This is a genomic window from Micromonospora maritima, assembly GCF_902825405.1.
Classification (GTDB): Bacteria; Actinomycetota; Actinomycetes; order Mycobacteriales; family Micromonosporaceae; genus Micromonospora; species Micromonospora maritima.
Map to the genome: position 1 here is coordinate 1 of NZ_CADEAU010000141.1, position 11,685 is coordinate 11,685.

An 11,685-nucleotide genomic window follows, 5' to 3' on the forward strand; every position below is an offset into this window, starting at 1 on the left:
GTGCGTGCCGCCGCCCGCGCTCAGGCGGCGGCGAGCGCCGGGGCGACCGTGTCCGGGGCCCAGCGGGACCGGTGGCACTGCGACCAGCCCCGGCAGCGCGCGTCGGCGACCGTGCAGAGCCGGTGGTGGCTGAGCACCTCGCCGTCGTCGGTGTCGGCCACGTCGAAGTGCACCGGGCGGATCGTGCCGTCCGGGGCGACCAGCAGGTGCCGGCCGGCGTCGAGCGTGTCGTCGCGCATCAGGCAGTTGCGGCCCAGCACCCGGGCCAGCGCCGCGATGGCGGGCAGCTCGGGCAGGCGCTCGGGCACGCCGTAACAGTCGACCACGGTGCCGTACAGCCCGGGCGCCTCCCACACGTCGCAGACCACCGCGTACGCGGGCAGCCGGACCGGGTCGGCGACGGCGAGGGGCATCACCACCCGACCGAGCGCCTCGGCCAACGCCGGATAGACCTCCACCGGCGTTCCGCCGTCGATTCTCCAGTTCCACAGCTCGGTCATGCCGCCTCCTCGCTGCGCTCGTTCCACCGGCCTCCGGATCGGGCCTCTGTATCGATGGTGGGGTGCATTTGACCCCAGCCGGGGGCAAGTTACCGGTCTGTGACCATTCCGGGCAAAATTTCCCCGGGCGACGTTGCCCTGAGTAGCGGGAAGGTGACAGTTTATCGGGTATCGTGCCCCGTTCGCGTCCTGCCGCGCCGACGCCGCGACGCTCAGCGCAGCCGGATCAGGTGCTCCGAGGCCGGCAGCAGCTCGCCGATCACGGTGCCGCCCGGCACCTCCCCCGCGACCAGCAGGCCGCCGGAGGTCTGCGCGTCGGCCAGCAGCAACCGCTCGGACTCGTCGGCGGCGCCGAAATCGGTCCACGGGGTGACCCAGTCGAGGTTGCGCCGGGTGCCGCCGCTGACGTACCCGTCCCGCAGCGCCTCCCGCGCGCCCGCCAGGTACGGCACCGCCGCCGTGTCGATCGCCACCGTGAGCCGACTGGCGCGGGCCAGCTTCGAGGCGTGCCCGAGCAGGCCGAAGCCGGTCACGTCGGTGCCGCACCGGATGCCGGCGTCCACCGCCGCCCGGGCCGCGTCCCGGTTCAGCCGCGCCATCGACGCCACCGCCTCACCGAACCGTTCACCCGTCTGCTTGTGCCGGGTGTTCAGCACGCCCACGCCGAGCGGCTTGGTCAACGACAACGGCAGACCGGCCCGTCCCGCGTCCAGCGTGATCAGCTCCTCCGGCCGGACCACCCCGGTGACCGCCAGGCCGTACTTCGGGCCGTCGTCGTCCACACTGTGCCCGCCGGCCAGGTGGCAGTTCGCCTCCCGGGCCACGTCCAGACCGCCGCGCAGCACCTCGCGGGCCAGCTCCGGCGGGAGCACGCCGCGCGGCCAGCAGAGCAGGTTGAGCGCGACGAGCGGGGTGCCGCCCATCGCGTAGACGTCGGAGAGCGCGTTGGCCGCGGCGATCCGCCCCCAGTCGTACGCGTCGTCGACCACCGGGGTGAAGAAGTCGGCGGTGCAGACCAGGCCGGTCCGCTCGTCCAGCCGGACCACCGCGGCGTCGTCACCGTTCTCCAGGCCGACCAGCAGGTCGGTCGCGCCGCCGGTGGCGCCGAGTCCGGCGACCATCGCCTCCAGCTCCCCCGGCGGGATCTTGCAGGCGCAGCCGCCGCCACGGGCGTAGTCGGTCAGCCGGATCGCATCGGTCACCGCCTCATGATCTCCGTGATGCGGTGCCACCGCCAGTCGGACGCACCGGTCGGTGACGGAATTCGGACGCACCGGCACGCCGGTGACCGGTGTTACCGCTCCGTGACCATCTGGGTTGCGTTCTGCCACATCAGGCCGCCTACAGTTGCCCAACCGGAGGGTCGACCGACCCTCCGTTCCGGCACGGACGACAGGGACGGTGGACGACGTGACGACGGGCGACCCGCTGATCGTGCTCGACGGGGTCAACAAGTGGTTCGGGCCGCTGCACGTGCTCGACGACGTGTCCCTCTCCGTCGGCCGGGGCGAGGTGGTCGTCGTGATCGGCCCGTCCGGCTCCGGCAAGTCGACGCTGTGCCGCACCATCAACCGGCTGGAGCCGATCGACAACGGCACCATCACCTTCGACGGGCAGCCGCTGCCGGCCGAGGGCAAGCCGCTGGCGAAGCTGCGCAGCGAGGTCGGCATGGTGTTCCAGTCGTTCAACCTCTTCGCGCACAAGACCATCCTGGAGAACGTCACGCTCGGGCCGGTCAAGGTGCGCAAGGAGAAGCCGGCCGCCGCCCGCGAGCGCGGCCTGGCCCTGCTCGACCGCGTCGGCATCGCCAACCAGGCGGACAAGTACCCGGCCCAGCTCTCCGGCGGCCAGCAGCAGCGGGCGGCGATCGCCCGCGCGCTGGCCATGCAGCCCAAGGCGATGCTCTTCGACGAGCCGACCAGCGCGCTGGACCCGGAGATGGTCGGCGAGGTGCTCGACGTGATGACGTCACTGGCCCGCGACGGCATGACCATGGTCGTGGTCACCCACGAGATGGGCTTCGCCCGGCACGCGGCGAACCGGGTGGTCTTCATGGCCGACGGGCAGTTGGTCGAGGACGCCCCGCCGAACGAGTTCTTCGCGAACCCGCGCAGCGAGCGGGCCAAGGACTTCCTCTCCAAGATCCTCACGCACTGAGCGTCCGTAGTGGAGTCGTCCCCGGGCGGCTCCGTCGAAGAAGGAGATCGAGTATGCGTTACAAGCGCGTGGCGGCGGTGGCCGCGGCGGCAACCCTGGCGCTCGGCCTGGCCGCCTGCGGTGGCGACGACGAGGGCACCGGCGCCGGCAGCAAGGACTTCGCGGCCGGCAGCACGATGGAGCGGCTGAACAAGGCCCAGAAGATCAAGATCGGCACCAAGTTCGACCAGCCGGGCTTCGGCCAGAAGGGGCTGTCGGGCAAGCCCGAGGGCTTCGACGTCGAGGTGGCGAAGCTGATCGTCAAGGAACTCGGCATCCCCGAGGACAAGATCGAGTACGTCGAGACCCCGTCGAAGGTCCGCGAGGACGTCATCGTGAACGGGACCGTCGACCTGGTCGCGGCCACCTACACGATCAACGACAAGCGCAAGGAGCGCATCGCCTTCGCCGGGCCGTACTACGAGGCCGGCCAGAACATCATGGTCCGCAAGGACGAGGCCGCGATCACCGGTCCGGACTCGTTCAAGGACGGCACCAAGAAGGTCTGCTCGGTCACCGGCTCCACCCCGGCCGAGGAGATCAAGAAGTACGTCAAGGACGTCGCCACCCAGCTGGTGCTCTTCGACACCTACGACAAGTGCCGCGACGCCCTCAAGGGCAAGCAGGTCGACGCCGTGACCACGGACAACGTCATCCTGCTCGGCTACATCGCCAAGGACGAGGCGTCCTTCAAGATGGCCGGCGACAACTTCACCAAGGAGCCGTACGGCATCGGTGTCAAGAAGGAGGACACCGACTTCCGTAACTTCATCAACGACACCCTGGACAAGGCCTTCCAGGACGGCAGCTGGAAGAAGGCGTGGGACGACACCGCCGGCAAGTTCGGCGCCACGCTGGGTGACGCGCCGACCATCAACCGTTACTGATCCGTCCGATCCGGAGGGTGGGGAGGAAACCGACCCGTGAATGTGCTCATCGACAAGTTCGACGTCTTCGCGGGCGGGTTCTGGCTCACCCTCCAGATCTGCGTGCTCGCCGCGATCGGCGCCCTGATCCTGGGCGCCGTCGTGGCGGTGCTGCGCATCTCGCCGGTGCCACCGCTGCGCGCCGTCGGCACCACGTACGTGAACATCTTCCGGAACATGCCGCTGACCGTGGTGCTGTTCTTCGCCGCGTTCGGTCTGCCGGCCCTCGGCTCGAACGCGGACTTCCTGCGGATCCCCGGGCTGGATGCGATCTTCAGCCGGCTCGGCACGGACCTCCCCTACTTCCGGTTCGGTCTGATCGCGCTGGTGCTCTACACGGCCGCGTTCGTCTGCGAGGCGCTCCGCTCGGGCGTGAACGCGGTGCCCGCCGGCCAGGCCGAGGCCGCCCGCTCGCTGGGCCTGACCTTCGGTCAGAACCTGCGCTACGTGGTGCTGCCGCAGTCCTGGAAGGCGTCGGTGGTGCCGCTCGGCTCGGTCATCATCGCGATGATCAAGAACTCGGCCCTGGTCGGCTTCTTCGGCGTCGTGGGTGACCTCTCCCAGACCGCCGACCAGCTCACCTCGGCCGGCGGTTACGCCTTCATCCCGGTGGCGATCGGCATCTCCGTCGGCTACCTGATCATGACGGTGCCGCTCGGCGCCCTGCTGGACCGGATCGAGAAGCGACAGGCGGTGGCCCGATGAGCCGGCAGACCAGCGTCCTCTACGACGTCCCCGGGCCGCGTCAGCGGCGGATCACGCTCATCAGCAGCCTGGTTGCCGTCGTCGTGCTGCTGGCCGGGGCGTATCTGCTGATCTACCGGCCGTTGGCGGACAAGGGCCAGCTCTCGATGGAGCTGTGGGGCCCGCTCGTCGACCCCTCGAACGAGAACTTCTCCCAGGTCTGGGAGCGGCTCTGGGTCGGCCTCAAGAACACGCTCATCGCCGCCGCGCTGGCCATCCTCGCGTCGCTCGTCGTCGGCACCCTGATCGCCGTGCTGCGGATCCAGCTCAAGAGCCTGACCCGGCGGCGCTTCACCGGCCTGGCCACCCCGCTGGCGTACCTCCTGCGCGGGCTGAGCGGGACGCTGTCCGTGATCACCCGGATCTGTGTCGAGGTGTTCCGCGGCCTGCCGGTCGTGCTCACCATCTTCTTCGTGGCACGCGGCTTCCCGGAGTTCGGTGTCTCGTTCGACAACCTCTGGTACCTCGTCATCGGCCTCACCGTCTACAACGCGGTCGTCATCGCCGAGATCCTGCGGTCCGGCATGGAGGGACTGCCCGGGGGCCAGGCGGAGGCCGCCGCCGCGATCGGACTCTCCCCGTTCCAGACCACCGGGTTGATCCTGCTGCCGCAGGCCTTCCGGATCATGCTGCCGGCGCTGATCAGCCAGCTCGTGGTGGTGCTCAAGGACACCTCGCTCGGCTTCATCATCAGCTACGAGGAGACGCTCAACATCGGCAAGCAGATCATCGGCGTGCTGGGCAACCCGATCCAGGTGTACGTGGTGATCGCGGTGCTGTTCATCGCGATCAACTACTCGCTGTCGAAGCTGGCCCAGTACGCCGAGCGTCGCCTCTCCCGCGGGCGCCGGACCACCGGCGCCGCCCCGCCCACCCCGCCGCCCGCGGCGCTCACCTCCCAGGCCGAGGGCGCCGGCGGCGGCATCTGAGAAACCAGGTACGACGAGGGCCGACCGGATCGTTCCGGTCGGCCCTCACGTTTTCCCGATCAGCGGGCGATCTCGGTGACCCGGGACTCGCGCACCACCGTCACCCGGATCTGACCCGGGTAGGTCAGCTCCTCCTCGATCTGCTTGGCCACGTCCCGGGCCAGCACCGCCGCGCCGATGTCGTCCACGTCGTCCGGCTTGACCATCACCCGGATCTCCCGGCCCGCCTGCATGGCGAACACCTTCTCCACGCCCAGCTTGCCGGCCGCGATCTCCTCGATCCGCTCCAGCCGCTTGACGTACGCCTCCAGGCTCTCCCGCCGCGCGCCCGGCCGCCCGCCCGAGCAGGCGTCGGACGCCTGGGTGAGGACCGCCTCGATGGTCTGCGGCGGCACCTCGTTGTGGTGCGCCTCGATGGCGTGCACCACGTCCTCGGTCTCGCCGTACTTGCGGGCCAGGTCCGCGCCGATGATGGCGTGGCTGCCCTCCACCTCGTGGGTGAGCGCCTTGCCGATGTCGTGCAGGAACGCGCAGCGCTTGATCGTGGGTATGTCCAGCCGCAGCTCGGCGGCCATGATGCCGGCGATGTGCGCGGTCTCGACCAGGTGCTTGAGCACGTTCTGCCCGTACGAGGTCCGGTAGCGCAACCGCCCCAGCAGGGTGACCAGCTCCGGGTGGATCTCGGTGATCCCGACCTCGACCAGGGCGTCCTCGGCGGCCCGGTGGCACAGCTCCTCCACCTCCTGCCGGGCCAGGTCGTAGACCTCCTCGATCCGGTGCGGGTGGATCCGGCCGTCCAGCACCAGCTTCTCCAGCGTCAGCCGGCCGACCTCCCGGCGGACCGGGTCGAAGCAGGAGAGCAGCACCGCCTCCGGCGTGTCGTCGATGATCAGGTTGACGCCGGTGACCGACTCGAAGGCGCGGATGTTGCGGCCCTCCCGGCCGATGATCCGCCCCTTCATCTCGTCCCCCGGTAGGTGCAGGACGCTGACCACGCTCTCCGCGGTCTGCTCGCTGGCGACCCGCTGGATGGCGTCCACCACGATGTGCCGGGCGCGCTGCTCGGCGGTGGCCCGGGCGTCGGCCTCGATCTCCCGGACCAGCAGTGCCGCCTCCCGCTTCGCCTGCCCCTCGATCGACTCGACCAGTTCCGCGCGGGCCGACTCGGCGGTCAGCCCGGCCACCCGCTCCAGCTCGCGGCGGCGCTGCTCCTCCACCTCGGTCAGCGCCCGCTCGCGCTCGGCCAGCGCCGCCTCCCGGGCGGCCAGCGCCGCGGTGGCGGCGGTGAGCTGCCGCTCCCGCTCGGCCAGCCGCTCCACCTCCTCGGTGTGCAGCCGCTCCCGCTCGTCCATCCGGGCGGCCCGCCGCTCGACCTCGGCCGCCTGCTCCCGGGTGGTGGCGGCGAGCACCGCCACCTCGCGCTCGCCGCTGCGCCGCGCGGTCGCGCGCAACTGCTCAGCGTCCGCCTCGGCCTGCTTGTGGGCCCGCTCCAGCACGGTGTCGGCCTCGGCCCGGGCGTCGTCGAGCACCCGCCGCGCCTCGGCCCGCGCCGCCTTCGCCTCGGCCTTGGCAGCGGCCGCCTCGGTACGCGCCGCGGCGGCCGCGGACTTCGCCACGTCGATGGTGCTGTTCGCCTCGTCGGCCGCGCTGCGCAGCGCCGCCAGGGACTGCTCCTGCCGGTCCTTCTCGGCGATGAACGCCGGGTCCTCCGGCGCCGGGGCCAGGCTGAGCCGCTTGAGGGTACGCACGCCGAACAGCACGGCGCCGACCACCACCACGGCGAGCAGCAGGACCACCACGAGGAGGACGACGTCGAAGGCGCTCATGCCACCGCTCCGCACCGGTACGCCGCCTCGCCGACCCGCCGCGCCGCGCCGGCAGGTGCTGGCTCACCGGTCCGGCGTGGCTCCCGGGCACGGGGTGGCTGACCGACGCGTGGTGGCTCGCCTGCGTCTCGTGAGTGGTCGCCCGGCGAGGAGCGGCCGGGACCGTGTGGCAGACCGCCGGTGAACCTGTGCCGCCCCGCCATGGCCGCCTCCCCTGAACGTCAACGCCGCAGGACGCGCGCGTGGGGCACGCACCTGCGGCTCTGGACGCCCGACCGGAGCGGCTGGCTGTGGGTAGCTTTCCGTCGGCGGTGCCCCGCACGGGTACCGCCTACGGCCGGTTGCAGTTGTCGGACGCACCGGACCGGGTCCGGAACGACCGTCAAGGGGCCGGTGAAGCTGGCCAAAGTGATGCTGTTCTGTTACGCGATCTATGTTGTGCGCTTAGCCTGCGCTGGTCGGGCAATGTGAGCCTGTATGGCGAGGCTAGGTCGCGAGGGGCCGTTCGGTCAAGAAGTCATGATCAAACCACCCGGACGGAGAGAAGTTGTCCCGTCACGCAACGCCGATCAGATGCCGGACACGCACGGACAAATCTCGCCGTCCGTCATCTGCCCGTGACCTTCCCGTCCTGCTCAACCCGCGTGCCGCCCGACCGCGGACGCGCCGGCCGCGCCGGCCATGATCCACTCCGTCGCGCCCGGGACAGTGGCATCCCGTCCCACAAACCCACACTCCGCGCGGCGTCCTCGCCGACGCCAACTCCTTGATCGCCACCCGCACACCGCGAGGTGACCCCCGTGAGGGCGGGTGGGGCAGCGGAGAGAGTCAGCGGGAGCCCCGGGACCGGGCGGCGGCGACCAGGGCCGCGTTGTCCGGGGCCGGGGCGCCGTCGGGCAGCAGGAGCGTGTCCTCCAGGCCGATCCGGGTGTGCAGACCCCGGCGTACCGCCTCGCCGAACACCGGCCAGGTCGCCGGGCCCTCGCCGTGCAGCAGCACCGGCGGGCCCCCGCCGGGCAGGGCGGCGAGGATCGCAGCCGCGTCGGCGAGCGCCGCCTCCACCCGCTCGGCCATGCACTCGACCAGGACCCGACCGGTCGGCGTCGACCAGCGCCGCCAGGCGTCGACCGCCGCCTCCGTCCAGATCCCGGCCTCGACCATCACGCCGCGCTCGTGCAGGGCGGCCGCGACCTCCGCCGCGCCGGGCTCGTGGACGTTGACCGAGGCGAAGTCCGGCAGGACCGTCCAGGCACGGACGGCGGCCACCCGTTCGACCGGGTCGGGAACGATCCACGCGCCGGTGCTGACCCCGACCGGCAGGCCGGGGCGGGCCGCCCGGACGGCGGTGACCGCCGCGGCGATCACGGCCGCGTCGAGCGACTCGGCGCCTGCGTCGTCCCGGGGATGGACGTGCACCGCCGCCACACCCGCGCTCGCGCAGCGCGCGGCGTCGGCCGCCAGCTCGGCCGGGGTGAGCGGCACGGCGGGGTGCTCGTCCCGCCGCCGACCGCCGTTCAGACACGCCTTCAGCACTGGTTCCACTCCCTTCCGTCGCGGGCGGCCACGCGCCGACACCGGAACCGCCGGCCAGCATCACGCCCGGCGAGCCCCGAGCCCCGAGCCCCGTGGCACCGCACCGCCCCGACCGGGGCACTTTCCGCGCCGAGATCCCCCCGGATCCCTCGATCTTGGAGTTGTGGCACCTCCGGAAAGGGATCACCCCGACATCAGGGGCGCCACAACTCCAAGATCGGCGGGAGCACACACGAGAACGGCGAGCGCGCGGTCGCCGCTCTCAGTCGGGTCGGCGGGTGTCGAGGTCGTTCTCGGCGTCGGCCAGTGCGTCGGCGTCGATGTGCTCGGCGAACTCGGCCGCCTCGGCGCTCTGCGCGGCGAGCGCGTCCTTCACCGCCCGGATCGCCACCCCGGCCGGGTAGCCCTTGCGGGCCAGCATTCCGACCATCCGCCGGAACACCGCGTCGGGCTCCCCCCGGGCGGTGCGCAGCTTCCGGTCGACCAGGGCACGGGCGGTGTCCGCCTCGGTCTCCTCGTCGATCCCGTCGAGTGCCTCGCCGGCCACCTCGCCGTCGACGCCCCGCTGCCGCAGCTCGTTGGCGAGCGCCCGCCGGGCGAGCCCTCGCCCGGCATGGCGGCTGCTCACCCAGGCCCGGGCGAAGGCGGCGTCGTCCACGATGCCGACCTCGTCGTAGCGGTCGAGCACCTGCTCGGCGGTCTCCTCGGAGATGCCCTTGCGGGCCAGCGCGCCGGCCAGCTCGGCCCGGGTGCGGGGGCGCACCGCGAGCTGCCGCAGGCAGATCTCGCGGGCCAACTCCGCCTCGTCGCGCGGCGGAGTCGGAGCCTCCCCCGGTTCGGGCTCCACCGCGCGATCACGGCGCCCACGGCGCGGCCGGGGCGTGCCGGTGTCGTCACCCGCACGGGGTGGACTGGCATCCCAGCCCCGCCCCGTGCGAGCGCGTCGTCCTGCCACGGGTCAGCGGATCAGAAGTCGACCGGCGGCAGCTCCGGGCCACCGGCGGCGTCGCCCGCACCACCGGTGCCGACGCCGAGCTTCTCCAGGATCTTCTTCTCGATCTCGGCCGCCACGTCCGGGTTCTCGCGGAGGAACTCGCGGGCCTTCTCCTTGCCCTGGCCCAGCTGGTCGCCGTCGTAGGTGTACCAGGCGCCGGACTTGCGGATGATCGCCTGCTCCACGCCGACGTCGATCAGCGAGCCCTCGCGGGAGATGCCCTTGCCGTACATGATGTCGAACTCGGCCTGCTTGAACGGCGCGGCGACCTTGTTCTTGACGACCTTGACCCGGGTGCGGTTGCCGACCACGTCGGTGCCGTCCTTGAGACTCTCGATGCGGCGCACGTCGAGCCGGACCGAGGCGTAGAACTTCAGCGCCCGACCACCGGTGGTGGTCTCCGGGCTGCCGAACATCACGCCGATCTTCTCGCGGAGCTGGTTGATGAAGATCGCGGTCGTGCCGGTGTTGTTGAGCACACCGGTGATCTTCCGCAGCGCCTGGCTCATCAGCCGGGCCTGGAGGCCGACGTGGCTGTCGCCCATCTCGCCCTCGATCTCGGCGCGCGGCACCAGGGCGGCGACCGAGTCGATCACGATGATGTCGATCGCGCCGGAGCGGACCAGCATGTCGGCGATCTCCAGCGCCTGCTCGCCGGTGTCCGGCTGGGAGACCAGCAGGGCGTCGGTGTCGACGCCGAGGGCCCGCGCGTACTCCGGGTCGAGCGCGTGCTCGGCGTCGATGAACGCGGCGATGCCGCCGGCGCGCTGGGCGTTGGCCACCGCGTGCAGCGCGACCGTGGTCTTACCGCTGGACTCCGGACCGTAGATCTCGACGACCCGGCCGCGCGGCAGACCGCCCACGCCGAGCGCCACGTCGAGCGCGATGGAGCCGGTCGGGATGACAGCCGTCTGCACGACGGGCCGCTCCCCCAGCCGCATCACCGAACCCTTGCCGAACTGCTTGTCGATCTGAGCGAGAGCAAGGTCGAGCGCCTTCTCCCGGTCAGGCCCTGCTGCCATCGTTGCCACCCCTGCCTTCGCCGGCGTCTTTCCTGAGCTTCGCGTCACGCGGGACACGCTAGGCGCTGGGTCCGACAGAAAACCAGCCGACGGGCCGTGAGCTGTGGACGAGCACCCCGCTGTGGACAATAGCCGAACAGGTGTACGACTGGGCAAGCGACACGCGGAAGCGGGGAAAAGGCTGCTCAGCGTAGTCGCGCGGGCACCCGGTCGGGATAGGCCGCCACCACGGCGCGCCACACCACGTGCGTTTCCTCACCGGCCGCGAGGGCCTGCTCGACGGTTCGCCCGCCGAGCTGGGACAGGACCTGGTCGCTGGCGATGCTGGCCGCGTACCCCGGCCCGAACGCCTCCTCCAGCCGCGTCCAGAAGTCGGTCAGCCGCACCTGTTCAGTCCTCCTCGTCGAGTGTGCCCCCGCCGGTGCCCCGCAGCGCCAGCGCCACCAGCGGCACCACCGCGACGGCCGCCAGCACGGTGAGCGTCGGGTACCCCACCGCCTCCATGACGAACCCGCTGACCGCCGCCGCGCCCGCCCCGGCCAGCCCCATGAGCAGGTCGGACAGGCCCTGTGCGCCGGGCCGGTCGGCGGTGGGCACCGACTCCGACAGCAGCGTCGAGCCCGCCACCATGGTGCCCGACCAGCCCAGCCCGAGCAGCGCCAGCCCCACCGCGAGCGGCGGCGTGTGGTGCCCGGCGGTGCCGGCGACCGCGCACGCCGCCAGCAGGAGCGCCGCCCCGCCGAGGATCACCTGCCGTCGGCCCAGCCGGTCGGTGAGCCAGCCCGCCACCGGCGACAACGCGTACATCCCGGCGATGTGCAGGCTGAGCACGACGCCGACCACCGACAGCACGTCCGCGTCGGAGTGCCACTCGCCGAGGTGCACCGGCGTCATCGACATCACCGCGACCATCACCAGGTGCCCCACCGCGACCGCGGCGATGCCGAGCCGGGCGGCCGGCCGTCGGCGTACCGTGCGCCACGCGGCGACCATGCCACCGCGCCGGGTGGCCGCC

General features: G+C 71.9%; 12 protein-coding genes. 4 read left to right on the forward strand and 8 right to left on the reverse strand.

Annotation, left to right across the window (positions count from 1 at the left end):
- Nucleotides 1–20 precede the first annotated feature (20 nt).
- Both HUW36_RS15150 and selD read right to left on the reverse strand, forming a co-directional pair.
- Nucleotides 21–500, reverse strand: a complete 480-nt coding sequence (locus tag HUW36_RS15150; protein ID WP_174528756.1) for a hypothetical protein — start codon at nt 498–500, stop codon at nt 21–23.
- 212 nt (nt 501–712) lie between these two features.
- Nucleotides 713–1,702, reverse strand: a complete 990-nt coding sequence (gene selD, locus HUW36_RS15155) for a selenide, water dikinase SelD (protein WP_174528757.1) — start codon at nt 1,700–1,702, stop codon at nt 713–715.
- 199 nt (nt 1,703–1,901) lie between these two features.
- Here selD and HUW36_RS15160 point away from each other — a divergent pair, with 199 nt between their 5' ends.
- Genes HUW36_RS15160 through HUW36_RS15175 form a run of 4 tightly spaced genes read left to right on the forward strand, consistent with a single transcriptional unit; the run spans nt 1,902 to nt 5,295 of the window.
- Nucleotides 1,902–2,657, forward strand: a complete 756-nt coding sequence (locus tag HUW36_RS15160) for an amino acid ABC transporter ATP-binding protein (RefSeq protein WP_281357526.1) — start codon at nt 1,902–1,904, stop codon at nt 2,655–2,657.
- A gap of 53 nt (nt 2,658–2,710) precedes the next feature.
- Nucleotides 2,711–3,583 carry a glutamate ABC transporter substrate-binding protein gene (locus tag HUW36_RS15165; protein WP_174528758.1) on the forward strand — a complete coding sequence of 291 codons (873 nt, stop codon included), beginning with the start codon at nt 2,711–2,713 and terminating at the stop codon, nt 3,581–3,583.
- Between the two features lie 36 nt (nt 3,584–3,619).
- The gene (locus HUW36_RS15170) at nt 3,620–4,327 is read left to right on the forward strand and encodes an amino acid ABC transporter permease (protein WP_174528759.1); all 708 of its coding nucleotides are present in this window, start codon (nt 3,620–3,622) and stop codon (nt 4,325–4,327) included.
- On the forward strand, nt 4,324–5,295 hold the full coding sequence (locus HUW36_RS15175) for an amino acid ABC transporter permease (RefSeq protein WP_174528760.1): 972 nt from the start codon (nt 4,324–4,326) through the stop codon (nt 5,293–5,295). The genes HUW36_RS15170 and HUW36_RS15175 overlap by 4 nt, the downstream gene beginning before the upstream one ends.
- 59 nt (nt 5,296–5,354) lie before the next feature.
- Here HUW36_RS15175 and rny read toward each other — a convergent pair whose 3' ends face one another.
- The 6 genes from rny to HUW36_RS15205 all read right to left on the reverse strand — a co-directional run.
- Nucleotides 5,355–7,121 carry a ribonuclease Y gene (gene rny / locus HUW36_RS15180; RefSeq protein ID WP_174528761.1) on the reverse strand — a complete coding sequence of 589 codons (1,767 nt, stop codon included), beginning with the start codon at nt 7,119–7,121 and terminating at the stop codon, nt 5,355–5,357.
- Nucleotides 7,122–7,949: 828 nt separating this feature from the next.
- Entirely contained in the window at nt 7,950–8,654 is a 705-nt protein-coding gene (locus tag HUW36_RS15185) for a 3-keto-5-aminohexanoate cleavage protein (RefSeq protein WP_174528762.1), read from the reverse strand.
- Between the two features lie 262 nt (nt 8,655–8,916).
- Entirely contained in the window at nt 8,917–9,609 is a 693-nt protein-coding gene (locus HUW36_RS15190) for a regulatory protein RecX (RefSeq protein WP_174528763.1), read from the reverse strand.
- Between the two features lie 11 nt (nt 9,610–9,620).
- Entirely contained in the window at nt 9,621–10,670 is a 1,050-nt protein-coding gene (gene recA, locus HUW36_RS15195; protein ID WP_013284729.1) for a recombinase RecA, read from the reverse strand.
- 185 nt (nt 10,671–10,855) lie between these two features.
- On the reverse strand, nt 10,856–11,056 hold the full coding sequence (locus HUW36_RS15200) for a DUF3046 domain-containing protein (RefSeq protein WP_018785963.1): 201 nt from the start codon (nt 11,054–11,056) through the stop codon (nt 10,856–10,858).
- Nucleotides 11,057–11,060: 4 nt separating this feature from the next.
- Nucleotides 11,061–11,685: MFS transporter (locus HUW36_RS15205; RefSeq protein WP_174528764.1), on the reverse strand; the 625-nt coding region annotated here is incomplete at its 5' end.

Excerpts from the sequence above, each read along its gene's own strand:
- HUW36_RS15150 (WP_174528756.1), bottom strand. The coding sequence starts at position 500 with ATGACCGAGCTGTGGAACTGGAGAATCGACGGCGGAACGCCGGTGGAG.
- HUW36_RS15165 (WP_174528758.1), top strand. The coding sequence starts at position 2,711 with ATGCGTTACAAGCGCGTGGCGGCGGTGGCCGCGGCGGCAACCCTGGCG.
- HUW36_RS15175 (WP_174528760.1), top strand. The coding sequence starts at position 4,324 with ATGAGCCGGCAGACCAGCGTCCTCTACGACGTCCCCGGGCCGCGTCAG.
- rny (WP_174528761.1), bottom strand. The coding sequence starts at position 7,121 with ATGAGCGCCTTCGACGTCGTCCTCCTCGTGGTGGTCCTGCTGCTCGCC.
- recA (WP_013284729.1), bottom strand. The coding sequence starts at position 10,670 with ATGGCAGCAGGGCCTGACCGGGAGAAGGCGCTCGACCTTGCTCTCGCT.